Here is a 24,495-nt window from a genome sequence, read left to right as displayed (position 1 = left end):
CCCTAAAATAATTAGACATGACAAAAATTAGCATTTACTTTTTAGCATTATTCAGTTCTCTGTTACTGGTTGTATCATGTAGTAATGATGATGACAATAACATAATTGATGAGCCCACTTTGACCACCATTGTGGAAACGGCTCAGGACACGGACATTTTAAGTAGCCTTGTTGCTGCTTTGGCAAAGGCGGATGAAAACGCTGATTCAGATTTGATAGGAGCATTGAATGGTAATGGACCTTTTACCGTTTTTGCGCCTACCAATGGAGCCTTTACTGCGCTCTTGGCAAGTTTGGATGGATTTGATAGCTTAAGCGACTTTGATACACCGGAAGAACGGGAACTTCTTGCTATGATATTGAAATATCATGTAGTGGTAGGAGCGGCGGCTACTTCTAGTTCGCTTACCAATGGTCAAGAATTTACCACCCTACAAGGAGAAAAAATCACGGTTAGAATAGACGGAGATGTTTACGTACAGGATCCAACCGATACGGATGCAAAAGTAGGGCCTGCAGATGTCATGGCTTCCAATGGTATAGTCCATGTAATAGACAAAGTATTGGTTCCTCAAGCAGTTTTGGACGCCTTAACGCCTGAACCAATGCCTAACATTGTAGAATTGGCAATGGATACCGAATTTTTATCTCTATTGGTAGGAGCCTTGGTACAGGCCGATGCCGGTTTGGTAGACATGTTGCAGACAGACGGTCCTTTTACAGTGTTCGCACCCACCGATACCGCCTTTGTTGCTCTATTGGAAGCATTGGGTGACGACTACAATAGTTTGGCCGATTTTGACACTACTGAGGAAAAAGCATTGTTGGCACAGATCTTAAAATATCACGTAGTCGCAGGAACGGCAGCCTTTTCTGGGGATCTGTCCAATGAACAAATGATAGAGACCGCCCAGGGAGAATCTGTAACGGTAAGTTTGACCGGAGGAGTCTTTATACAGGATAAAACCGATGTGGACGCGGCCGTGGCACCGGCCGATATCGCTGCCAGTAACGGGGTGGTACATGTGATTGATAAAGTGTTATTGCCACAGGAAGCATTGGATGCTTTAATGTCATCAACACCAAATATTGTTGAATTGGCAATGGATACCGAATTTTTATCTCTATTGGTAGGAGGATTGGTGCAGGCCGATGCCGGTTTGGTAGACCTGTTGCAGACCGATGGTCCATTTACAGTGTTCGCACCCACCGATACCGCCTTTGCTGCCCTTTTGGAAGCATTGGGCGATGACTACAACAGTTTGGCCGACTTTGACACTACTGAGGAAAAAGCATTGTTGGCACAGATCTTAAAATATCACGTAGTCGCTGGAACGGCAGCCTTTTCTGGAGATCTGTCCAATGATCAAATGATAGAGACCGCCCAGGGAGAATCCGTAACGGTAAGTTTGACCGGAGGAGTCTTTATACAGGATAAAACCGATGTGGACGCAGCCGTGGCTCCGGCCGATATTGCTGCCAGTAACGGGGTGGTACATGTGATTGACAAAGTATTATTGCCACAAGAAGCAATAGATGCCCTATTGCATTAAGATTAGGGTTAGTATGCTTTAGTTTGGTTACCGAAACTGACGGCCATTCAATGGTCGTCGGTTTCTTTTAATAATTCACCTTATTAATATTATTTAAACATTAAATATCTTATATTTTGAAAGCGCTCTTCGATTCTTCTAGTTTAAGGTGCAGTAAATTGGTTACCCGTACCTATAGTACTTCATTTTCTTTGGGCATTAGATTATTCGCGCCCAAAATAAGACCTGCAATCTACGCCATTTATGGTTTTGTAAGATATGCCGATGAGATCGTGGATTCATTTCACGACTACGATCAAGAGGAATTGCTGACCGAATTTATCCAGGAATATAAACTGTCCTTGAAAAGAAAAATTAGCCTAAATCCAATTATCAATTCTTTTCAGGCCGTGGTACATAAATTTGAACTTTATGAATATGCCGATGTTTTTTTAGAGAGGATGCAATATGACTTGGAGGTATGTGAATACACCACAAAAGAAGCTTATGAAAATTATATTTATGGATCGGCCGATGTTGTTGGTCTTATGTGTTTAAGGGTGTTTGTGGATAATGATAATGAAAAGTTCAATTCCCTTCAATCGTCAGCCAAATATCTTGGGTCAGCATTTCAAAAGGTTAATTTTTTGAGGGATATTAAAGAAGATCTTGAAAGTTTGGGCAGGTCCTACTTTCCCAATGTACATCAAAAGGAATTGACCGATGAAGTGAAACAGGAAATCATTGCGGATATTGAGCAAGACTTTGAAAAGGCCTATCAAGGACTGGTTCAATTGCCGATTGAAAGCAGACTCGGGGTCTATATTGCCTATAAGTATTATTCAAATCTCTTGAGAAAACTTAAAAATACCAAATCCGAAAAAATACTGACAGATAGAATACATATTTCCAATCCTATGAAAATGGTAATATTGGCAAAGGGCTACCTGAGGTATAAGTTAAACGCTATTTAGTGATTATTTCGAAATTTCCAAGTAATGGTACTACTCCAATACCCATAACGATAAGGCCCTTATTAAAAACATGAATTAGATTAATAGAAGTAGATGGTAGCTATAATATACTTGCTTATTACATTGGTGACTTTTCTTTTTATGGAAGTAGTTACCTGGTGTACCCACAAATTTGTAATGCATGGCTTCTTATGGACTTTACATGCAGATCACCACGAGCCCAAATACCCGCACATATTTGAAAAAAACGATACATTTTTTGTGATTTTTGCCATTCCCAGTATTGCGCTTTTTTATTTTGGAGTTTCCCCAACACTTAACTATTTGTTTTTTATTGGCTTGGGGGTCCTTCTTTACGGCATGGCCTATTTTTTAGTTCATGATGTGCTGATTCACCAAAGGTTTAAGTGGTTTAATAATGTCAAAAATAAATATCTACTGGCTTTGAGGAAAGCCCATAAAATTCATCATAAGAACATGGGTAAGGAAGATGGGGAATGTTTTGGGATGTTATTGGTCCCCAAAAAATACTTTAGGTAAAACTGAAGAAAGTTTTTCCAAATTAGGTTGATAAAATAACTTCTAATTCGATTTCTATCCGAATTGGTCTAGGTAACGCCATGCAACCCCATATCAGGATAAATAATCCCTCAAGGCATTCTTCCTATTGTTTATATATGTGGAACATCACAATATTATATTCGCTATTACCCCTCAATTCCGCTTTTATAAGCGGCTAAAGCTCTTTCCCTAGCAAATTTATGTTCCACTATGGGTTCGGGATATTCAAGGGAGTCAAACTCAGGAATCCACTTTTTTATATATTTGTAATCCTTGTCAAACTTTTTTTGTTGGGATAAGGGGTTGAAAATTCTAAAATAAGGAGCTGCATCGCAGCCAGTCCCTGCTGCCCATTGCCAGTTACCATTGTTGGACGATAATTCATAATCCAACAATTTTTCGGCAAAATAACTCTCTCCCCAACGCCAATCGATTAGTAAATGTTTGCATAGAAAGCCCGCTGTAACCATCCTTACCCGGTTATGCATAAAACCAGTTGTATTAAGTTGCCTCATTCCGGCATCCACCATAGGATAACCTGTTTTGCCTTGGCACCATAGTGAGAACTCTTCCTTGTTGTTTCTCCACTTAATATTATCGTATTTAGACCTAAAATTTTCAGTGATTACCTTGGGAAAATGAAATAGTATTTGCATAAAGAATTCGCGCCAAATTAATTCACTTAAAAATACGGCATTGCTTTTATCAATTCTGGAAATTATCTGTCTAATGCTTATTGTCCCAAATCTTAAATGAGGACTTAGGTAACTTGTAATATCTTCATAGGGAAAATCCCTTTTGTCCCCATAGAGATGCAACTGTGATAAATCAAAGTCCTTCACTTTTATTTCCGACTTTTTAAACCCAATTTCTTCCAAAGACATTGTGGTGTAATTAGCCTGATAAAGATTATTAAGCTTTGAATCCTTTAGCTGTTTGGGGTTATCCCCTTGAAATTTAGTAAGCCATTTATTTTTGTAGGGTGTAAAAACAGTATATGGTTCTTGATTGCTTTTTAAAATTTCATTTTCCTCGAATACAACCTGATCTTTAAAACTCAAAAAATTAATCCCTTTTTTGTTGAGTAATTCAGAAATTTCTTTGTCCCTGGCTATGGCATAAGGTTCATAATCCTTATTCGTATAAACATTGGTAATATTAAACTTGGAGATCAACTCCAACCACACTGTATATGGCTCTCCGTGTAAACATAATATGTCCGAACCTTGGGCCTTTAAGGAATCTTTTATTTTTAGAATTGATTGATGGATAAAACCAACACGGGCATCATCTTTTGGTAATTCATTTAAAATATGGCTGTCAAAGATAAAAATGGGCAGGACGGGAAGGTTGTTGTCCAGCGCTTCTGCAAGTGCTGTATTGTCCTCGATTCTTAAATCGCGTCTAAACCAAAAAATAGAAATTGGTCTTTGGTCATTGGAGGCTGTTGAAATGTCTGGAGGGCTTTTTTCTGGCACAATATTTTAGATTTATTACAATTAATTTGATGTCATGGTTTGGAGAGCAATGGGAGTCGAGCTTTTTTGTTTAAACCATAATGCTATTTATTATTTAAGGGTAATAAGCAATTAATTCATTAGCACATTAATTTAATGTTTAATTGCTCAGCGCTTGCCGCCCTTTTATTAAATTATCTAATGTACTTCCAACCCCACAACATACCCCTCACTCCCCCTAACGTTAAAGACTGTATTGTCCCCAAAAATCAGATACTGACCTTTAATGCCTTTTAATACCCCTGAATATATTGGTGTTTTGTCCAAGTTAAGGCTTTTTACTTTTTTCGGATATTGTAGCACTGGAAATTCCAAATGGGTTTCTGTATTGCTTTCTATATAATAGTGGGCAGCCTCCTCCGGAATATATTTTTTTAATTTATTTCTATATTCCACTAAATCCTCATCGTCAACCTCATTGGTCAACATTTTTCTCCAATTTGTTTTGTCGCCAATGTGTTCTTTTAAAGCCACCTCTGTAACTCCGGCCAAGTAGCGATTGGGGACTTCAACAATTTCTATTGCTTCATGGGCGCCTTGGTCTATCCATCGGGTAGGGACCTGGGATTTTCGTGTTACACCTACCTTAATATTGCTGGAATTGGCAAGGTAAACGATATGTGGTTGTAACTGCACCTTTTTTTCGTATTCCAAATCACGATCTTCCTTGTCCAAATGTGCGGTACTCAATTCGGGCCTCATGATCCAGTCCCCCGCGGTCGGAGTTTCGTAAAAACATGTTCTGCAGAAACCTTGTCTAAAAATGGGACGATCCTCGCCACAATTGAGACATTGGTGTTTAATAAAAGTAATTTTAATTTCTTTGTTCAATACTTGGTTGAGGTTTAAAAAGTCCCCTTCAAATATTAAGTAATATTGTATGGGATCTGCCAATTCGGTTTCCATTTTTCTTAAAACACCTTGATACTGCATATTTTTTGCTTAATGTAAAATCTATTTGAATATGAATTCAATTAAAGCTATTTTTAGCTAATTTAACTTAGGGCCTGTTTATAAATTTTTAAACTTGTTCTTAACCCAAAACCCTGCTCTAATAAGGGATAAAGATACCTAAAAATGCCAATAACATTATTCAATTCCATCGCTTCTTGGCTGTTGAAAAAGCGTTATCATCAGATAGAACTTTTTTTAAAGTACCCTGAGGAGGTACAGGATGAGGTGTTGCACCAGTTGTTGTCCTTCGCCGAGGATACGGAAATAGGAAAAAAGTATGATTTCGAATCTATCAAAAATTATGAAACTTTTATTGAGCGGGTGCCTATTGTCTGTTATGAGGAGGTAGAACCTTTGATAGAGCGGTCAAGAAGAGGTGAGCAAAATATTTTTTGGCCAACCACCATTAAGTGGTTTGCAAAGAGTAGTGGTACTACCAATGCCAAAAGTAAGTTTATTCCGGTGAGTTCGGAAGCCTTGGAGGATTGCCATTATAAATCCAGTAAGGATTTGCTATGTCTGTATTTGAACAACAATGAAAACTCGCAATTGTTTACCGGGAAGAGTTTACGGTTGGGTGGGAGTAAGGAATTGTATCAGGATAACGGCACCATTTTTGGTGATCTTTCGGCAATTCTTATAGATAATATGCCATTCTGGGCGGAATTGAGTAGTACACCAAGTAACAAGGTGTCGCTTATGAGCGAATGGGAGACTAAACTACAGGCAATTATTAGGGAAAGTGTTCAGGAGAATGTGACAAGTCTTGCGGGGGTGCCCTCATGGATGTTGGTGCTGTTGAATAATGTCTTGGAGGAAACTGGGAAGAATCACCTTTTTCAGGTTTGGGAGAATTTGGAAGTTTACTTTCATGGAGGGGTTAGTTTTAATCCGTATATGGACCAATATTCCAAATTATTGCCCAGGAAGAATTTCAACTACTATGAAATCTACAATGCCTCGGAAGGTTTTTTTGCCATTCAGGATAGAAATCATGCGGACGATCTTTTGCTGATGTTGGATTATGGTATTTTCTATGAATTTATTCCCATGGAAACATATGGCACAGATGAACAAATTACACTTCCATTGTGGAAGGTGAAGATAGATCAAAACTATGCGGTAATAATTACGACCAATGCAGGGCTATGGCGTTATAAGATTGGTGATACGGTAAGATTCACCTCTATCAACCCATATAGAATCAAGGTTACTGGCAGAACCAAGCATCATATTAATGTATTCGGGGAAGAATTGATTATCGAAAATGCGGAAGAGGCATTGAAAACAATATGTAAAAAAACAGGGTCCGAAATAAAGGATTATACCGTGGCACCTATATTTATGGATGGTAAAGAAAAGGGCGCGCACGAGTGGATCATAGAATTTAGAACGGCCCCTGAAGAATTGGCATATTTTACCGAAATTCTTGATAATGCACTAAAATCCTTGAACTCAGACTATGAGGCCAAGCGTTATAACAATATTACCTTAAAGCTTCCCAAGGTGCATATTGCAAGACAAAATCTATTCTATGATTGGCTAAAATCCAAAGACAAGTTGGGAGGGCAACATAAAATTCCAAGATTATCCAATAAAAGGGACTACATCGAGGAATTGCTTCAGATGAACAAATAAATGAGGTTAACACTCTCTTTATGTTCATCTTAGAGGTATCAAATGTTTCCCGTTAACTTTTTAAACTTTTTATTATGGCGAATAGATTAGTAATATTGTCGGATATGTGGGGGTCTAAAAAAGGGCTATGGATTACTTCTTATTTAGGTTACCTACAGCAATATTATAATATTACGTTTTACGATTGTCAGCATTTGGCTGATATAAGTTTGGCGGTGGACTCTCCAGAAAATATCCAAAAGGAATTTATAGATGGTGGAGTGGAAACAGCGGTGGCCCATTTGCTAAAAAAGGAAAATGAACCTAGTCATTATTTGGCCTTTGGCATAGGAGGCACCATTGCATGGAAAGCTGCACTTAAGGGATTGCCGATGAAATCGCTTTATGCCATTTCCAGTACAAGATTGCGTCTGGAAAACCACAAACCACAAGGGAATGCACAATTGCTTTATGGACAACATGATGAGTTTAGACCAACCACGGAATGGTCGGTTCAATTAGGTGTAGAGTTGGAAATTGTTAAGAATTTTGGACATGAACTATATACCGACGAGAAAATAATCAGCAAAGTATGCCAAGATTTGTTGGCTAAGGTAATGCAAAAGCAATCCGTGGCCTGATGACCTGAATTCTTCTTTTGAGAAGAAGGAATATAATTAATAAAAGCTAAAAGCAGTCTTATGAGACTGCTTTTAGCTTTTTAATAGTTTCAAAGGATAATTTCTCCTCGGCATAAGGTTTTGTTACCTTAAATTCGGTTTCGTTCGTACTTGGAAATTCGAACATTGCGTCTGTGAAAATGGCTTCACATAAGGAGCGCAAACCTCTTGCACCCAACTTATATTCTATGGCCTTTTCTACAATATAGTCCAATGCCTGATCCGTTATTTTAAAGGAAATCCCATCCATCTTAAACAATTTTTCGTATTGTTTAATTATGGCGTTCTTAGGCTCCGTTAAAATGGCCCTTAAGGTTTCCTTATCCAACGGATTCATATGTGTGAGTACGGGTAGTCTACCAATAATCTCAGGTATTAATCCAAAATCCTTTAGATCCTTGGGTACAATGTATTGTAAAATATTTTCGTTGTCTACCTTTTCTTCAGCTTTGGACGCGCTATAGCCTACGGCCTGCATGTTCAACCTTTTGGTGATGTGCCTTTCAATTCCGTCAAAGGCACCTCCGGCAATAAACAAAATATTTTCTGTATTTACTTCTATAAATTTTTGATCTGGGTGCTTTCTGCCTCCTTTGGGCGGTACATTAACTACGGTACCCTCCAACAATTTAAGAAGTCCTTGCTGTACGCCTTCTCCGGATACATCTCGGGTAATAGAAGGGTTGTCGCTTTTACGTGCAATTTTATCAATTTCATCAATAAACACGATACCGCGTTCTGCCTTTTCCAGATTATAATCCGCAGCCTGAAGTAAACGGGTAAGTATACTTTCCACATCTTCCCCTACGTAACCTGCTTCGGTAAGAACGGTAGCGTCAACAATCGCCAAAGGAACATTTAGCATTCTGGCTATAGTTTTGGCCATTAGGGTCTTACCGGTCCCGGTCTGACCTACCATTACTATGTTACTCTTTTGGATTTCTATATCGTCCTCCTTGCTCTTTGGTTGTAGCAATCTTTTGTAATGGTTGTAAACTGCAACCGACATTACTTTTTTGGTACGGTCTTGACCAATAATATACGTATCCAAAAATTCCTTTATTTCCAAAGGCTTTTTTAATGTTAGCTCAGAGGAAAGGTCATTGTTCTTGGTCTGCTTGGATTCCTCTGCAACTATTCCATGTGCCTGCTCTATACAACGATCACATATATGCGCATCCAGGCCAGCAATCAATAAATTGGTTTCTGGCTTTTTCCTACCACAAAAAGAGCATTCTAAATTTTCTTTTGCCATATCATTTTATCACTTTCAATAATAGTAACGAAAAAATCTACATTTTGGTTCATCCATAAACGAAGGAACAGTGATTTTTCGATACTTTTAGTCGTCTCTAATCCTTATCCCTTACTAAGATCTCATCGATCATGCCATATTCCTTGGCTTCGTCTGCTTTCATCCAATAATCCCTATCGCTATCATCACTGACTTTTTCAAGGGGTTGTCCTGAATGTTTTGCAATTATCTGGTACAATTCATCTTTAAGTTTCAATATCTCCCTAGCCGTAATTTCGATATCACTGGCCTGTCCTTGGGCACCGCCTAGAGGTTGATGGATCATTACCCTGGAATGGGTTAACCCGCTGCGCTTTCCTTTTTCTCCCGCGCAAAGAAGTACAGCTCCCATAGAAGCCGCCATTCCTGTACATATGGTGGCAACATCTGGTTTTATGAACTGCATGGTATCATAGATGCCCAAACCGGCATAAACACTTCCGCCAGGCGAATTGATATATATTTGTATGTCCTTGGAAGCATCGGTACTTTCCAAGAATAATAACTGTGCTTGTACAATGTTGGCAACTTGATCATTGATTCCTGTTCCCAGGAAAATAATACGGTCCATCATTAATCGGGAGAAAACATCCATTGCTACTGCATTTAGCTGTCTTTCTTCAATAATGTTTGGAGTAAGGTTGGTGGGGTACATACTACTTAGAATAGTATCGTAATACATGCTATTTATTCCCTGATGTTTAATAGCGTAGTTTTTGAATTCTTTCCCGTAATCCATATTTTTAATCAATAGTTTTTTAAAATAAAAAAAGTGTCGAAAATAAAATCTTCGACACTGTAAATATACTTATTTTTAGTGAAACTTGATTTTAATAGCTCTTATCTCGGCGTAATTAAAATGTAATGTTCAACTAAATTGAATTACCCGTATACTTCCTTCACAAAGTCTTCGTATGTAACTTCTTTTGGTTTTAAATTTGCCTTTTCCTTATAAAGGGTCAATAGTTTTTGACTCATTAATTGCTCCGATAGTCGTTTTACCTCATCTTGGTTGGAAAGGACCCTTGCAGCAATACTATCCAATTCTTCCTCTTTGGGATCCAACTGGCCAAATTGTGCCATCTGTTGCTTTATAAAGCCCTTCGCAAATTCTTTAAGCTCGTCAAATTGGATTTGAATACCGTTTTCTTGGATGATTTTGCCTTCGATAAGTTGATAGCGCAACCCTTTTTCGGATTTTTCAAATTCTTCGTTCGCTTCTTCCTCTGTCAATTGTTTTTCACCTGTCATCTGAATCCATTTGGTCAGGAATTCGGTAGGAAGGTCAAATTTGATATTTTCTATAAAATGTTCCGTAACATCATTTAGCAACTTCTGATCGGATTGTTGCTCAAATTGCTTTTCGGAATCTTCTTTGATCCGCGCCCTAAGTTCCTTTTCAGAGCTAATGGCATCCTTCCCAAATAACTTGTCAAAAAGCTCCTGATCTAATTTTGCAGGTTCCTTTTCGTTTATTTCCTCAATAGTGAAGGTAACATCGATATCCAATTTTTCGGATTTTTCACCGTCGATACCTAAGGAACTGCCCAGTAAATGATCTTCCTTGAACAACCCTTTTGTTTTTAAAGTAACAACATCGCCCACTTTTTTGCCCAATAGGCTTTCAAGTGCTTTTTTACTTTTTATTTTTTCAATCTCGATAACGGTCTTATTGTCTATTTCCTCCGCTTCGTTCTTGAAAACACCATTTACTTCATCCTTTTTTCCTACTTCAGTCTTGCTGATCAATTTGCCGTATTGCTTTTGGATACGTTCCACTTGCTCATCGATCATTTTTTTGTCGGCAGTAATCTTGTAGTGGGTTATGGCCTTTTTCGATTTAAGGTCTACATTGAAATTTGGAGCAAGTCCCAATTCAAATTCAAATGCGAATTCTTCAGAATCCCAATTAAAGTTGTCCTGTTGTTTAGGAAGTGGATTTCCCAAAACATCCAACTTTTCTTCCGTAAGATATTTGTTGAGATTGTCTTGCAAAAGCTTATTTACTTCATCAACCAAAACGGCTTTTCCATATTGTTTCTTGATCAATCCCATAGGTACTTGACCTTTTCTAAAACCTGGTATATTTGCTTGTTTTCTGTAGTCTTTTAAGATTGTTTCTACCTTGTCGTAGTAATCCTCTTTGGTTACCGCAACTTTTACTACTGCATTTAGTTCGTCAATCTGCTCTTTAGTGATGTTCATTTCTATGTCTAATTTTGCTAAAATAAAATGGGATGCAAAAGTACTACATTTTCTAATCTCCAACAAGTTTTTAAATTACTGAATGTCAAAAAGGTACCCTATATTTTTTTGTCATCATTTAGAAATGAATAAAATATAGATTGTAGAAAGGATAGTAAAAGGCTAAAAAGTAGTGCCCACCATATATTATTTACCTGAAAACCATCAATAAAATAGTCGGCCAAAAGGATTATTACGGCGTTTATGATGAGTAAGAATAGTCCTAGGGTGAGAATGGTGACCGGTAGCGTTAAAATGACCAAAATTGGTTTTACTATAAAATTTAATAAACTTAGTACAATGGCGACAATGATGGCCGTGGTATAAGAGTCCACACCGACCCCAGGTAATATTTTTGCCAAAATAACAACGGCTATGGCACTAAGGAGAATTCTTAAAATTAGATTCATATTTCTATTTTTTTTGAGTTAAACAATTGTTTTGGACAAGGGAATAATATCATTAAAAGTAAACATTTATTTCTTCAGTTATAATAAGATCTTACCGGGCTGGATTTCGTGGATTTAAATGCCCGCTCTAAATTCTATCCTGAAAAATACCCAGTTCTACTTGACAAATTTAAGTGATTTCTCTAAAAACTGGCTTGGATTCTCCGCATGCAGCCAATGCCCCGCATTATCTATTGTTCCTATAGTAGCCAATGGGAAATGTCTTTTTACAGTGGCCAGGTCCTCTTGTGTTATGTACTCTGATTTGTCTCCCCTTAAAAAAAGTGTTGGGCCTGTATAGGTGTCCGTAGACCCGATGTTTTCACCAATTTCCTCCATTTTTCCACTTAAAACCTTGAGATTGAAACGAAAACCCAAAACTCCTTTTTCCTTCCAGTACAGATTCTTTAATAAAAATTGGCGAATCCCGACATTTCCGATGTATTTGGACAATTGTTCGTCAGCGTCATTTCTAGAGCTAATATGGCCAATATCTATGGCATTGAGGCCATTGATAATTTCTTGATGATGGGGTGGGTAGTATTTTGGTGCAATATCGGCTACAAGAAGCTTTGATGTTAAATTTGGGTAGTGACAGGCAAAAAGCATGGCAGTTTTTCCTCCCATAGAATGACCGAGTATAATGGCGCTTCCCAAATGATGGTGTTCCATGTACTGTTTTAGGTCCTCTGCCAATACTTCATAATTGAACTCATTGGAATGGAAGCTTTTTCCATGGTTGCGCAAATCTACAAGATGGGCCTGAAAACCCTCTTCGGCATATTTTGCTCCCATCGATTTCCAATTATCCGACATTCCTAGAAATCCATGTAAGATAATTATAGGTTGACCTTCCCCTAAAATATTGGAATGTAAAATAGGCATTATTTTAACTTGTTTAGATACATATTAACTACATTTTCCAGACCTAGATAGAGGGATTCGCATATTAGGGCATGGCCAATGGAGACCTCCAATAAGTGAGGGATATTTTCCTTAAAATATTTAATGTTATCCAAACTAAGGTCGTGTCCGGCATTTAGTCCCAATCCCAATTGATAGGCCACTTTGGCAGCTTCCGTAAATGGAGTTACCCCATTTTTGTTTCCTTTGGCATATTCATGGGCATAACTTTCGGTATAAAGTTCAATACGGTCGGCCCCGGTTAAGGCTGCCCCTTCTATCATTTTAATATTGGCATCCACGAAAATGGAAGTTCTGATTCCATTATTTCTAAAGGTATCAATTACTTCTTTTAGAAAATCCTTGTGCTTTACAGTGTCCCATCCGGCGTTGGAAGTAATGGCGTCAACAGCATCGGGTACTAAGGTTACTTGTGTTGGTTTTACTTCCAAAACCAAATCTATAAAGGACCTTATAGGGTTTCCTTCAATATTATATTCCGTTTGGACCACTTTCTTTAAATCCCTGGCATCTTGGTATTTAATATGTCTTTCATCCGGCCTAGGGTGTATGGTGATGCCCTGTGCTCCAAAATCTTCAATGTCTTGGGCTACTTTTAACAGATTGGGCACGTTTCCCCCTCGTGAATTTCTTAATGTTGCAATTTTATTTACATTAACGCTAAGCTTTGTCATAGGACTTTAGTATAATTAAAAAAGCAAAAATACAAATTAGGCATACCTTTTGCTCTTTTTAGTATGAAAGAATTCGTTTTCCAGACCTTACTTTGTCCATAGGATGCACTTTTGTAAATTATTAATTGGTGGGCATTTTAAACATAAGGGTAAGAAAGAGTTTGGAGTATTAATAATTAATCTGGATTGATTTTTTATAGCTGTTAAAAGACACTGTCTTTTGACAATAATACTTTGGAAGTTTAGGGTTCTTAGAAATTTTTATTAGTATTTTGCGTTATAATATGAAGTTATGAATATTCAAAACAACATAATTGCCACATTGCCGATTTTTAAAGTAGGTGATTCCTTGAAAAAAGTGATCAAATTCTTTAAGAACTCGACCTATTCCCATATTGCAGTGGTAGAAGAGAATTTATTTATAGGTGTTTTGGATGAAAAGGATCTTGATAACTATGAAGCGGATAAAAAGATAGAGGATTACCGATATAACTTGGAAACTTTTTTTGTCCGAAAAGAAACCTCTTGGCTCGATGTATTGGAAATATTTTCCAAAAATGAGGCCAACTTATTGCCAATCCTGGACGAGGAAGGCCAGGTGGTTGGTTATTACGATTTAATAGATATTGTTGATGAGTTTATAGACACGCCATTTTTCACCGAGCCAGGGGGAATCCTAGTCTTGGCAAAAGGTGTAAAGGACTACTCTTTTAGTGAAATTGCCCAAATAGTGGAAAGTAATAACGTTAAGCTTTTAGGTGGTTTTATTACGGATATTCGCAATGATGTTATTCAGATTACCGTTAAAATAGGTACTTCCCATTTAAATGAAATTATACAATCTTTTAGAAGGTATAACTATACCATACTTTACGGTAATAACGATGATTTATTTATTGAGGATTTAAAACAGAGGTCCGATTACCTGGATAAATACCTAAATGTCTAACTCCTATGAAAGTTGCCATTTACGGACTTACCTGTCAGAATAGTGCATTGGATTATATTGTAGAGTTGCTGGACGAACTTCACAAGGAAAATGCCGAAATTTACTTTGAAAAAGATTTTTACAAGCTAATAATGGCCAAGCGGAATGTGGGTGAATTTCCTGTATTTACGGATTCCAATGGCCTGGATTCCACTTTTGACATGTTTGTCAGTTTTGGTGGGGATGGTACAATTTTAAGGGCAACGACCTACGTTCGTGATCTAGGGATACCTATAGTAGGGGTAAACACGGGTAGATTGGGTTTTCTATCCACATTTAGGAAAGAAGAAGTGCGTAAGGTGGTCAAGGAATTTGTATCTGGCGCCTATACAATAGTGGAGCGAAGTTTGGTGGAGGTAAGTTCCCAGTCCAATATTCCCGAATTTAAGATATTAAATTTTGCGCTAAATGAAATTACGGTGAGCAGGAAAGATACTACCTCTATGATTACTGTAGAAACTCACCTGAATGATGAATATTTAACCTCTTACTGGGCCGACGGCTTAATTGTTGCAACCCCAACTGGTTCAACAGGTTATTCCCTTAGTTGTGGTGGGCCGGTTATTGCCCCCACTGCAAAATCATTGATACTTACCCCAATTGCCCCCCATAATCTCAATGCCAGACCTTTGGTGATTTCCGATGATACGCTTATAAGGCTTAAGGTTTCGGGGCGTGAAGAAAGTCATTTGGTGTCCCTTGACTCAAGAATAGCTACAGTGGCAAGTGGTAAGGAGATTTTTATACGAAAGGCCCCTTTTACCATTAAAATGATCGAGTATACTTCCGAAAGTTTTCTAAAAACGTTGCGAAATAAATTATTGTGGGGCGAAGATAGACGTAATTGATTGTTTTTGGTGCGACAATAAAATAGGACAAAATCTGTTTATCAAGTGAGAACATGAATGTAATAATTTACTAGTCTAAACTACTGAAATTGTTATATTTGCAAACTTTTATAAATAATGAGGTTATTTTTTGCGGCAATTCTGCTTTTCATTTTTAGTGAAACTAAGGGACAGACATACGAAGTTGGCCTATTTGCTGGGGGTGCCAATAATATAGGTGATGTTGGAAGGTCTAATTTTATTTTACCATCGGGTCCGGCTTTTGGTGGTTTGTTTAAATGGAACAAAAGTAAGCGCTATGCATGGAGAGCCAGTATAATTTATGGCGAGTTTACGGCGGACGATGCCAAATCGGATATCCCGTCTAGACAACAGCGGAATTTTATAATGGACAATAGTGTTTTGGAGGCGTCGGCAGGTTTGGAGTTTAATTTTGTAGAGTATAATTTGCACCAATTAGGTCCGGCATTTACACCTTATCTATATACAGGTGTCACCTATTTTAGATATGGTTATCATTATTTTGATGCGGCACAATTGCAGGATATTGGACAAAAAGATGGGTCATTTGCGGTACCTATGACGGTTGGAGCAAAATTAAGGATTAGTCAGTTTTTTATAGTCGGTGCCGAAATAGGGGCTAGATATACGTTTACGGATAATCTGGATGCAAGTAATCCAGAAGGGTCCAATTATGAAGAGTTTAGATTTGGAAATATTTTTAGTGATGATTGGTATGTTTTCTCAGGGGTTACTTTAACGTATACGTTCGGAAGGAAACCTTGTCAGGATTGCTTTCAGTAATTTTAAAATAAATAGTTTGGAAGAGGTGAAAATGAAATCATTGCCAAGACACTTAGCCATAATAATGGATGGTAATGGGAGATGGGCTAAAGAGAAAGGAAAATTAAGGGTATTTGGCCATGAACAAGGAGTTAAAACAGTTAAAAGAACTGTCGAGGACTGTGCTAAATTGGGATTGGAGTATCTTACCCTGTATACCTTTTCTACTGAAAATTGGAACAGGCCCAAGCTGGAAGTGGATACCCTAATGCGGTTATTGGTGTCTTCCCTTAAAAAGGAATTAATAACCTTGAACGACAATAATATAAAGTTAAATACCATTGGCAATATAGCCTCCTTGCCTAAAAGTGCCCATAAGGAATTGTTGGATGTGATGGCGAAAACCAGTGCGAATACCGGTATGACTTTGACCCTTGCACTTAGTTATGGATCTAGGGAAGAGATAAAAAATGCTGTTCAACAGATAAGTATCAAAGTTAAAAATAATATAATTTCTCCCGAAAATATTGACGAAACCATTATTAATACCCATCTTTACACGCACAATTTACCGGATGTAGACTTGATGATTCGAACCAGCGGAGAGCATCGAATCAGTAATTTTCTACTTTGGCAGATTGCATATGCAGAATTGTATTTTATTGATGTATTTTGGCCGGATTTTTCGGAGCAGCATTTATTGGAAGCCATTAAAAATTACCAGAACAGAGAACGAAGATTTGGAAAAACTAGCGAACAACTCACCTAGCGACATGAATAGGTTCATGTCCCTTGAACTTTTTATTACACTTTTATTCTTAATTTTTACTACAGTTATCTCGGCACAGGATTCCTCCTATGAAGATGGTAAAAGGTATATACTTGGAGGATTGGAGGTAACCGGATTGCAAAGTTACAATGAACAGACCGTAAAGACCTATACGGGCTTAAGGATTGGGCAGCCCATAACCGTACCTGGCGATGAAATCAGCGCCGTTATCAATAAATTATGGGGACTGGAACTTTTCACGGACATTAGCTTTTATATTACCAATATTGAAGGTGAAAATGTTTTTCTTGAACTTAATATAATTGAGAGGCCTACCCTTTCCAATGTAACCGTTTACGGGGTTAAGAAAAGAAAGATAGATGAAATTTTAAAGGATACGGATCTTAAGAAAGGGAAGAAGATAACCGAGAGTTTAATTGCCAATTCCAAGAATTACATCCAGAACAAGTACAAAAAGAAAGGTTACCTTAATGCGAAGGTTACCATAGCTACGGCAAAGGATACTACCGATGCCAATACCCAGACTATGGTCATCAATGTTAAGCAAGGTGACAAGGTGAAAATCAACGATATTGTTTTTGAAGGAAACGAAAAGTTGTCCGACAAGCAACTTAGTAAGGCCTTGAAAAAGACCAAGAAAAGAAAGTTCTACCGATTTTGGAAAAAATCCAAGTATATCGAAGAAGATTACAAAACCGATCTTGTTTCCCTAGTAGATAAATATGCTGAAAAAGGTTTTAGGGATGCCCGAATTATATCGGATACCTTTGTAAAGGTTTCTGATGATCTAATCGATGTGAAAATCAAGGTAGAGGAGGGGAATAAATATTATTTTGGCGATATAGATTTTGTAGGAAATACTGTTTATTCGGACCGTCAATTGGCTCAAATGCTTGGGATTAAAAAGGGGGATACCTATAATGGGGTATTGTTGAGGAAACGAATCGCAGATGATACAAAACCGGATGCCGAGGACTTGACCAATATGTACCAAAATTTTGGTTATCTGTTTTCCAGTATCAACCCCGTCGAGATCTCTGCAGAAAATGACACCATCAATTTTGAAATTAGAATTATAGAAGGTAAAGAGACGTTCCTTGATCATGTGACCGTAGTTGGTAATGATAAAACCAATGACCACGTTATTTTTAGGGAGTTGCGTACCAGACCGGGCCAACGATACAATAAATCGGATATCATTAGAAGTATCAGGGAATTGGGACAATTGGGATTCTTTGATGCTGAACAGATAAAGCCGGATATCCAAAACCCTGATCCAAATGCTGGAACAGTGGATATCGCTTATAATTTGGTGGAGGCAGGCTCCAGCCAGATAGAGCTCCAAGGTGGTTATGGAGGAGGTGGTTTTATAGGTACGTTGGGACTGTCTTTTAGTAATTTCTCCATGAAGAATTTATTTAATGGGGAGGCATATAAGCCGGTACCTATGGGTGATGGGCAGACATTTGCCCTGCGTTTGCAAGCGAGTAGGACCTATAGGGTGTATAGTTTAAATTTCTCCGAGCCATGGCTAGGGGGTAAAAAGCCGGTAAGGTTTAATATGTCCCTTTCCAGAACCCAACAGTTTTATTATAACCCTTACGTAAGTAGTAAACCGGATAAGAGCAAGCAATTTTCCATCACTGGCATTACGGCCGGTTTGGCAAAAAGGGTGCAATGGCCAGATGATTTCTTTACCATATCTCACTCTTTGGGATATCAATTATATAATTTCCAAGATTATAATTTAGGACTTTTCAATTTCGGAAATGGAAAATCGAATTCAATAGCATATACCCTTGGAATCTCGAGAAATGCTACTGGCGGTGGCCGTATTTATCCAAGAACTGGGTCTAATTTTGAGCTGACAGCTAAGTTTACCCCTCCATTTTCTTTGTTTAATAATATAGATTATAAGCAACTTAATGAAGATCAGGAGGTAGCCATTGAGGAGTTGGATAGTGACGAAATTGAGCGCATAGATCAAGAACGCTTTAGGTGGTTGGAATTCTATAAGGTTAATTTTAAGGGAGATTGGTATACTACTTTAGTAGATAAATTAGTTTTGAGGACCAATGCCGAATTCGGATTTCTAGGAAATTATAATGAAGATGTTGGCAAGGTTCCCTTCGAGCGATTTTTCGTAGGTGGTGACGGAATGGGTTCCTATACTCTGGACGGAAGGGATGTTATTTCCTTGAGGGGTTATGAAAATCAATCCTTAACGCCTTATAGTACAGATCCATTAAGTGGCGGACAAGTACAGGATGGCGGTGTTGTATATAATAAATATTCTTTGGAGCTAAGATATCCGTTGACGCTAAAGCCGTCAGCTTCCATTTATGGGCAGGTATTTTTAGAGGCTGGAAATGCCTTCAACAATTTTCAAGACTTTAATCCGTTTGAATTGAAAAGATCTGCCGGAGTGGGACTTCGTATTTTTATGCCAGCATTTGGATTATTGGGAATTGATTTTGGATATGGATTTGATCAAGATTACAACCCCAATTCGACTGGTCCTAGCGGTTGGCAAACCCACTTCATCATTGGACAACAGTTTTAATATATAGAAATTTGCAATTGTTTTATATGTTAAATGGTTCATTCTAAAATATTTAGTTATTTTGGCACGATATTTTCTATAGTATAAAAAGAAGATAGCATGAGAATTAAATCAAAAGTACTTTTGTTCCTAGTTGCAACTACGTTTGTTGCTACTATTTCAGCGCAAAGAGGGGTTAGGATTGGTTATGTGGATATGGAATATATCCTAGAGAATGTGGAGGAGTACAGGGAGGCTAATGAGCAACTGGCCACCAAAGTGCAGAAATGGAAATTGGAGCTGGATAAGGAGAAGGGTGAAATTGATCAGATGAAGAAGGATTTAATGGCAGAGAAAGTGCTGTTAACGGAGGAATTGATTTCAGAACGTCAGGAAGAAATCCAGATTTTGGAAAAGGAGATGTTCGATTATCAGCAGGATAGATTTGGTCCCGAGGGCGATTTGGTTCTTCAAAAAAGACGATTGATCCAGCCTATTCAAGATCAAGTTTTTAATGAAGTTCAGAAAATAGGGGCAAATAAAAAATATGATTTTATTTTTGATAAATCGGCAGATGTTGTAATGTTGTATTCCGAGAAAAGACACGATATTAGCGATCTTGTTTTAAGAGGAATATCAAGGACCAGAAAAATAAGTGCACCCAATAAAAAACAGGGGGTAAGAAATAATTTTGAGGATCTTGAAGAAGAGGAAGCGGAGGAAAATATAAGCGATGCACTGTTGGAAAGACAGGAAAAGGCAAAGCAGGCGGAAGAGGCCAGGACCAAGACCGCAGAAGAAAATAGGGCAGAACAGCTTAGGATTAGAGAAGAACGGAAAAAGGCTTACGAGGAAAGAAGGAAAAAATTATTGGAGGAAAGAGAGGCCAAAAGAAAAAAGGAAATAGAAGAGAGAAGTGGTAAAAGCGACTCAAAGGAAGATGATGGAGAAGAATCAAAAGAAAATTAATAGCATTGAATTAATTATAAACCAAATTACTTTTATATAACTAAATCTTTAAATTAACACTCAAACATTAATTAAAATCATGAAACAAATTAAAAAAATAGCAGTAGCCATAGTTTTGTTCGTAGCAGCATCCAGTTTTGTTAACGCACAGGCAAAAATTGCGCATATAGATGTACAGAAATTGTTGTCTGAAATGCCGGAAATGAAAGCAGCGGATGCGGAACTTAAAAAATTACAGGAAACCTATAGGGCGGATATTGAAAGTTCTATGACAGAACTAAAAAATAAGTACACGCAGTATTCAAATGAGTCTTCTTCCAAATCTGAAGAGGAAAACCAAAAAAGAGCTTTGGAACTTCAAGGTTTTGAAAAGAATATTGGTGAGGCACAGCAAACGGCTCAACAAGAATTGCAAAAGAAACAAGCTGAACTTTTAGGTCCAATCACTGAAAAGGCTAAAAAAGCTATAGAATCTGTAGCTGCAGCTTTAGGAATCGACTACGTTATGGATGCTACCCAAGGAGGTGGATTGATCGTGGCCAAAGGAAAGGATATATTACCAGATGTTAAGAAGCAATTAGGCTTCTAGTCAGGGAATTAAATAAATAGGAAAAGGCCATGCAATTGCATGGCTTTTTTTGTTTGTGAAACGCTGTTTTAAAAAATTGCTTTGCCTCGAATTTAAAGCAGTTGCTTGGGCTGATCCTACTTTTCGGCGGGATTAATATGCGTACAGTGTCTAGATGCTTGAGTAGATAATTTTAAAAATATCTTTTTTATATGGGCTCTAGCGGTTTTAACCCGTGGCTTATTACTGGTGCTAAGTCTTTGTTAATGCTGATTTGTTATTTGGAATGGACTTGGGAAAATTTATAAAAAATTCCTTTGAAAACCAGTAAAAGGGTAGGGCCCTAAGCGTTTTAAAAGGATATAACAAGAGATATCGACATGAACACCCTTTCATGATCTTACCCTATTCAACGTCATTCCAAGGCGTCTACCTTTAGTGTTCCCAAGTATTCTACGAGATCCACTAAATCCTGTTCTAGCATTATTTGGGCCAGACCTTGTGTCATTAAAGATTGTTCCAGGGCCTCCTGTTCGGCAATATCCTTTAATTCCAATGTCTTTTGGGTGCCTCCCATCATTTTTATAGTAATTTCATCTTCGGTCCTGCTTAATATGTAACCCGTATAGGCCTTGCCGTCTTTCATTTTGAAGGAGTACCCTTCAAAGCCAAAATTGATACCCGTACTAGGGTAAATTATACTGGAGTATAGGAATTGTTTTGAGAGCTTATTGCCAATATCCGATAATTCCGGTCCAAATTCTATTCCTGTGTCAGCGGCCAAATGGCAAGAGCTGCAATAAGTGCTATAAATTTCCTTACCATGAAGAGCATTGCCTTTGCGTTCTGCCAAGGCAGCAATATTCAAGGTTCCCTCTCCTTGAGTGCTTAAGAATTTTGGAGCCTTGGTTCTGATCTCATTATTCCAACTGGTCATCAGCTTTAGTACTGCCGTTGTTTTATACTCTTCGGCTAATTCACCATCCTCCAGTAATTGATATAATTCGTGCTGTCCAGATCCAGTATTTCCCAAGGTTTCTATCATTTTTCTGGTAACGGCATGGCTCAACCCCTTATTTGTAATGTTTTTCTTTAACAGTTCAATGGCAGCGGGGTTGGATATTCCGTTGAGCATGTCCATAACTGCGATTTTAGAGGATTCCGGAACTTTGGAATTAAGAAATTCATCAATCAAAGGAGCGCCGTTATTATTGAACAATATATTTGCAGCTTCCTTTCCAATATCTTTGTTGGTTCCGTTGACCACTACCCGCAACAATGCCTCATTTTGATTTTTTAGATCGAGGTTTTTAATGGCCATGATCCATTCTGGGGTTCCTTCAATTTTGGGTAGTACTTCCTTTACTATTTTAATATGTTTTGAGGACCCATGAACAAATGTAGGATCCATCTTGCCTATGGCATAAGCCTGAATTTGGTTCTGCAAAGGATGATTCCAGGCCAACATGTTAATTAAATAGTTATTTTTATTCGGATGATCCTTAAAATCAAAAGCCCTAAAATAGGAGGCCAATTTGGAAGATGGTACATTCTTATCTTCTATTAGGTCCACCATCATAGGAACCGATTCTTTGGCACCGACACGCCATACAATTTCCTTTCCTGCTTCGCTTTTCCAATTGTCTCCGACTTTATTCTTCCAGGTATTAAAATACAGGTCAGGGAATAGATCGCCTCCTATGCCAAGAGCTTCCAAATACCAACGATCACCGGCAGTATGCTGTAAGGCCAAATTGGCCCATTGCTCAGCAGCGGTTTTAGTGCCAATATGCCTTAGCGCTATAGCCATCTCCCGCCTTACCTGTTGCGATTTATCGTTGGTAAGTATGGACAAGTATTTTTCCAAATTTTCTTTCCCTTTATATCGCGCCATACGAATACCCTGAATTCGGAACTTGGGATCTTCATCTTTAAGTGCCATTTCTATATATTCGTTGCTTTTGGTCGGAATTTGCAACCCTAACCAAAATGCACGTGCTTTTGCAATACCACCCTTAGCTACCAGACCCTTTAGAAGTGGTTCTGAAGCTTCGCCCATGGAATACAATTTTTGCCAGGACTGATAAAAAACGTCCATATTTCCCGAGAGTATTCCTTTTGTTGCTCCATCCTCCGTATTTGGATTTATTGAAACGGGACGATATTCCTGGTTTGTGGACAAACGGTAAATCCTTCCCTTGGCAATGTCTTCCGCCTTATGTCCGCCAACACCGCCATCATACCAATCGGAAATAAAAAGCGAGCCATCCGGGGCAATGGTAACGTCGTCCGGTCTAAACCAATCATCCTTACTTTTTACTAAATTTTCCACCTTTGCAGTATAGCCTGCCCCAGATTCATCTATAATGTAGGAGCGAACTACATTGTGACCTGGTTCTGCATGTATAAGTTGGTTATGAAACTTTTGAGGCAACATGTCATCCTCATAAACAAGTATGCCACATGGGGACCCTGATCCGGTCTGTAATAAATTTGGGACGGTTCCGGGGTCGTTTAAATGCCAATGCCTTTTGGGTATTTCAATTTCCCAGCCAGTTCTTCTTTCTTGCCAGCTGGCCCCTGTTGACAAATCCCGATATCCGTAATTCCCATATTCCATGATATGGTTTATTCGGGTTCCCCGATTGCCGTCATCGTCATTGTCTGATTGCCATAGACCACCATAAGAGTCAATAGCAATCTCAAAAGGATTTCTAAAATTGTGTCCTAGAACTTCTAGGTTTGATCCGTCCAAGTTCATTCTAAAAGCCATGCCTTCGCGATACGGCTTGCCATTGGCTATTATTTCCTGTCCATACATGTCCTTTACGGCCTTACCTTTTTTGTCCAATAATTGTTCGCCGTTATTGCCAAAGTTGAAATATAGCCGGCCATCAGGACCAAAAACAAAGGCATGTACCCCATGGTCATGGTCTACACCTTCTATACCCGAAAATAAGATTTCTTTCGAATCGGGAAGGTCGTCCCCATCCTCATCCGAAAAGACAAAAACATTTGGACTTACGGATATGATAACTTTATTTCCCAACACAGCTATGCCCAGTGCGGCATTTATGTCTTCTCCTTGATAGAAAACCTTGGAGGTGTCAGCTTTGCCATCACCATTGGTGTCCTCAAGTATTAAGATACGATCCCCGGTATCGTCATAACTATTATCCGGATTGGCGAATAATCTATAATTCCTGGCTTCACAAAGCCATATCCTACCTTTTGCATCAATGGCCATGTTGGTAGGGTTGGTTACCATGGGCTCGGACGCAAACAGCTCCAGATATAATCCATCGGCCACCTCCATAGAGGCCAAAGCATTTTCAGACAATCTTTTATCCTGTTCGGAAAGTGTTGGAAAATCGATAGGGGTTTTAGGTTCATTCTTGCAACCGTATAGGGTGGTTATAAATAAAACGATTACTAGGGTTTTGATGGTAATTTGGTTTTGCAACATTTGTTGGTATTTGGTTGTATCATCACAATTTACCAAAAAACCACCAAGTATTATAAAAATAATGAAATGACCTATAAGCGCGACATTCTCTAGGGATATTCTGAGAAATGGCCTGGATTTA

At 38.2% G+C, this 24,495-nt stretch carries 21 protein-coding genes; 12 read left to right on the top strand and 9 right to left on the bottom strand.

Features of this window, described 5'->3' with window-relative positions; all coding sequences use genetic code 11:
* Positions 1-17: 17 nt before the first annotated feature.
* From H4O18_RS04040 to H4O18_RS04030, 3 genes are all read left to right on the top strand, one after another.
* Positions 18-1,553 (top strand): fasciclin domain-containing protein, encoded by a 1,536-nt coding sequence (locus H4O18_RS04040; protein ID WP_187581824.1) that lies wholly within the window; start codon positions 18-20, stop codon positions 1,551-1,553.
* 116 nt (positions 1,554-1,669) lie between these two features.
* Positions 1,670-2,506 (top strand): phytoene/squalene synthase family protein, encoded by an 837-nt coding sequence (locus tag H4O18_RS04035; RefSeq protein ID WP_187581823.1) that lies wholly within the window; start codon positions 1,670-1,672, stop codon positions 2,504-2,506.
* Positions 2,507-2,599: 93 nt separating this feature from the next.
* Positions 2,600-3,046, top strand: coding sequence for a sterol desaturase family protein (locus tag H4O18_RS04030; protein WP_187581822.1), 447 nt, complete (start codon positions 2,600-2,602; stop codon positions 3,044-3,046).
* Between the two features lie 167 nt (positions 3,047-3,213).
* Here H4O18_RS04030 and H4O18_RS04025 read toward each other — a convergent pair whose 3' ends face one another.
* Both H4O18_RS04025 and H4O18_RS04020 read right to left on the bottom strand, forming a co-directional pair.
* Positions 3,214-4,545 carry a cryptochrome/photolyase family protein gene (locus H4O18_RS04025; RefSeq protein ID WP_343065407.1) on the bottom strand — a complete coding sequence of 444 codons (1,332 nt, stop codon included), beginning with the start codon at positions 4,543-4,545 and terminating at the stop codon, positions 3,214-3,216.
* Positions 4,546-4,722: 177 nt separating this feature from the next.
* Entirely contained in the window at positions 4,723-5,517 is a 795-nt protein-coding gene (locus H4O18_RS04020; protein WP_187581821.1) for a DUF2797 domain-containing protein, read from the bottom strand.
* Between the two features lie 144 nt (positions 5,518-5,661).
* Here H4O18_RS04020 and H4O18_RS04015 point away from each other — a divergent pair, with 144 nt between their 5' ends.
* On the top strand, positions 5,662-7,176 hold the full coding sequence (locus H4O18_RS04015; protein WP_187581820.1) for a GH3 auxin-responsive promoter family protein: 1,515 nt from the start codon (positions 5,662-5,664) through the stop codon (positions 7,174-7,176).
* Positions 7,177-7,250: 74 nt separating this feature from the next.
* A complete protein-coding gene (locus H4O18_RS04010; protein ID WP_187581819.1) occupies positions 7,251-7,796 on the top strand; it encodes a hypothetical protein in 546 nt (181 codons plus the stop codon).
* Positions 7,797-7,854: 58 nt separating this feature from the next.
* Here H4O18_RS04010 and clpX read toward each other — a convergent pair whose 3' ends face one another.
* From clpX to H4O18_RS03980, 6 genes are all read right to left on the bottom strand, one after another.
* Positions 7,855-9,090: an ATP-dependent Clp protease ATP-binding subunit ClpX gene (gene clpX, locus H4O18_RS04005; protein ID WP_187581818.1), complete on the bottom strand. Its 1,236-nt coding sequence runs from the start codon at positions 9,088-9,090 to the stop codon at positions 7,855-7,857.
* Between the two features lie 97 nt (positions 9,091-9,187).
* Positions 9,188-9,868 carry an ATP-dependent Clp endopeptidase proteolytic subunit ClpP gene (clpP, locus tag H4O18_RS04000; RefSeq protein ID WP_187581817.1) on the bottom strand — a complete coding sequence of 227 codons (681 nt, stop codon included), beginning with the start codon at positions 9,866-9,868 and terminating at the stop codon, positions 9,188-9,190.
* Positions 9,869-10,011: 143 nt separating this feature from the next.
* Complete coding sequence (gene tig, locus H4O18_RS03995) at positions 10,012-11,334, bottom strand: trigger factor (protein WP_187581816.1); 1,323 nt, start codon at positions 11,332-11,334, stop codon at positions 10,012-10,014.
* A 98-nt stretch (positions 11,335-11,432) separates the two neighbouring features.
* Positions 11,433-11,783: a phage holin family protein gene (locus tag H4O18_RS03990; protein ID WP_187581815.1), complete on the bottom strand. Its 351-nt coding sequence runs from the start codon at positions 11,781-11,783 to the stop codon at positions 11,433-11,435.
* A gap of 156 nt (positions 11,784-11,939) precedes the next feature.
* Positions 11,940-12,707 (bottom strand): alpha/beta fold hydrolase, encoded by a 768-nt coding sequence (locus H4O18_RS03985; RefSeq protein WP_187581814.1) that lies wholly within the window; start codon positions 12,705-12,707, stop codon positions 11,940-11,942.
* Positions 12,707-13,420 (bottom strand): pyridoxine 5'-phosphate synthase, encoded by a 714-nt coding sequence (locus H4O18_RS03980; protein ID WP_187581813.1) that lies wholly within the window; start codon positions 13,418-13,420, stop codon positions 12,707-12,709. Before H4O18_RS03980 ends, H4O18_RS03985 begins: the two co-directional genes overlap by 1 nt.
* Before the next feature lie 292 nt (positions 13,421-13,712).
* On the opposite strand from H4O18_RS03980, the gene H4O18_RS03975 reads away from it, so the two are divergent.
* The 7 genes from H4O18_RS03975 to H4O18_RS03945 all read left to right on the top strand — a co-directional run bounded on the left by H4O18_RS03975 (position 13,713) and on the right by H4O18_RS03945 (position 20,929).
* Positions 13,713-14,369 (top strand): CBS domain-containing protein, encoded by a 657-nt coding sequence (locus H4O18_RS03975; protein WP_187581812.1) that lies wholly within the window; start codon positions 13,713-13,715, stop codon positions 14,367-14,369.
* A 5-nt stretch (positions 14,370-14,374) separates the two neighbouring features.
* Complete coding sequence (locus tag H4O18_RS03970) at positions 14,375-15,256, top strand: NAD kinase (RefSeq protein ID WP_187581811.1); 882 nt, start codon at positions 14,375-14,377, stop codon at positions 15,254-15,256.
* 117 nt (positions 15,257-15,373) lie between these two features.
* Positions 15,374-16,060, top strand: a complete 687-nt coding sequence (gene porG, locus H4O18_RS03965; protein WP_187581810.1) for a type IX secretion system protein PorG — start codon at positions 15,374-15,376, stop codon at positions 16,058-16,060.
* A 31-nt stretch (positions 16,061-16,091) separates the two neighbouring features.
* Positions 16,092-16,808, top strand: a complete 717-nt coding sequence (uppS, locus tag H4O18_RS03960; protein ID WP_246473985.1) for an undecaprenyl pyrophosphate synthase — start codon at positions 16,092-16,094, stop codon at positions 16,806-16,808.
* Positions 16,809-16,812: 4 nt separating this feature from the next.
* Positions 16,813-19,392, top strand: a complete 2,580-nt coding sequence (locus H4O18_RS03955; protein WP_187581927.1) for a BamA/OMP85 family outer membrane protein — start codon at positions 16,813-16,815, stop codon at positions 19,390-19,392.
* 105 nt (positions 19,393-19,497) lie between these two features.
* Positions 19,498-20,340, top strand: coding sequence for an OmpH/Skp family outer membrane protein (locus tag H4O18_RS03950; RefSeq protein WP_425489121.1), 843 nt, complete (start codon positions 19,498-19,500; stop codon positions 20,338-20,340).
* A 79-nt stretch (positions 20,341-20,419) separates the two neighbouring features.
* A complete protein-coding gene (locus H4O18_RS03945) occupies positions 20,420-20,929 on the top strand; it encodes an OmpH/Skp family outer membrane protein (RefSeq protein ID WP_187581808.1) in 510 nt (169 codons plus the stop codon).
* 394 nt (positions 20,930-21,323) lie between these two features.
* Here H4O18_RS03945 and H4O18_RS03940 read toward each other — a convergent pair whose 3' ends face one another.
* On the bottom strand, positions 21,324-24,374 hold the full coding sequence (locus tag H4O18_RS03940) for a PVC-type heme-binding CxxCH protein (RefSeq protein WP_187581807.1): 3,051 nt from the start codon (positions 24,372-24,374) through the stop codon (positions 21,324-21,326).
* Between the last annotated feature and the right edge of the window lie 121 nt (positions 24,375-24,495).

This window comes from Arenibacter arenosicollis, assembly GCF_014397245.1.
GTDB lineage: Bacteria > Bacteroidota > Bacteroidia > Flavobacteriales > Flavobacteriaceae > Arenibacter > Arenibacter arenosicollis.
Note: the sequence above shows the minus strand (reverse complement) of the source record. Positions and strands in the feature narration are given on the sequence as shown.

Bases quoted from the DNA above. Each gene is read 5' to 3' on its own strand.
- H4O18_RS04040 (WP_187581824.1), top strand. From the start codon at position 18: ATGACAAAAATTAGCATTTACTTTTTAGCATTATTCAGTTCTCTGTTA.
- H4O18_RS04030 (WP_187581822.1), top strand. From the start codon at position 2,600: ATGGTAGCTATAATATACTTGCTTATTACATTGGTGACTTTTCTTTTT.
- H4O18_RS04020 (WP_187581821.1), bottom strand. From the start codon at position 5,517: ATGCAGTATCAAGGTGTTTTAAGAAAAATGGAAACCGAATTGGCAGAT.
- H4O18_RS04015 (WP_187581820.1), top strand. From the start codon at position 5,662: ATGCCAATAACATTATTCAATTCCATCGCTTCTTGGCTGTTGAAAAAG.
- H4O18_RS04010 (WP_187581819.1), top strand. From the start codon at position 7,251: ATGGCGAATAGATTAGTAATATTGTCGGATATGTGGGGGTCTAAAAAA.
- clpX (WP_187581818.1), bottom strand. From the start codon at position 9,090: ATGGCAAAAGAAAATTTAGAATGCTCTTTTTGTGGTAGGAAAAAGCCA.
- clpP (WP_187581817.1), bottom strand. From the start codon at position 9,868: ATGGATTACGGGAAAGAATTCAAAAACTACGCTATTAAACATCAGGGA.
- tig (WP_187581816.1), bottom strand. From the start codon at position 11,334: ATGAACATCACTAAAGAGCAGATTGACGAACTAAATGCAGTAGTAAAA.
- H4O18_RS03990 (WP_187581815.1), bottom strand. From the start codon at position 11,783: ATGAATCTAATTTTAAGAATTCTCCTTAGTGCCATAGCCGTTGTTATT.
- H4O18_RS03985 (WP_187581814.1), bottom strand. From the start codon at position 12,707: ATGCCTATTTTACATTCCAATATTTTAGGGGAAGGTCAACCTATAATT.
- H4O18_RS03980 (WP_187581813.1), bottom strand. From the start codon at position 13,420: ATGACAAAGCTTAGCGTTAATGTAAATAAAATTGCAACATTAAGAAAT.
- H4O18_RS03975 (WP_187581812.1), top strand. From the start codon at position 13,713: ATGAATATTCAAAACAACATAATTGCCACATTGCCGATTTTTAAAGTA.
- H4O18_RS03970 (WP_187581811.1), top strand. From the start codon at position 14,375: ATGAAAGTTGCCATTTACGGACTTACCTGTCAGAATAGTGCATTGGAT.
- porG (WP_187581810.1), top strand. From the start codon at position 15,374: ATGAGGTTATTTTTTGCGGCAATTCTGCTTTTCATTTTTAGTGAAACT.
- uppS (WP_246473985.1), top strand. From the start codon at position 16,092: ATGAAATCATTGCCAAGACACTTAGCCATAATAATGGATGGTAATGGG.
- H4O18_RS03955 (WP_187581927.1), top strand. From the start codon at position 16,813: ATGAATAGGTTCATGTCCCTTGAACTTTTTATTACACTTTTATTCTTA.
- H4O18_RS03945 (WP_187581808.1), top strand. From the start codon at position 20,420: ATGAAACAAATTAAAAAAATAGCAGTAGCCATAGTTTTGTTCGTAGCA.
- H4O18_RS03940 (WP_187581807.1), bottom strand. From the start codon at position 24,374: ATGTTGCAAAACCAAATTACCATCAAAACCCTAGTAATCGTTTTATTT.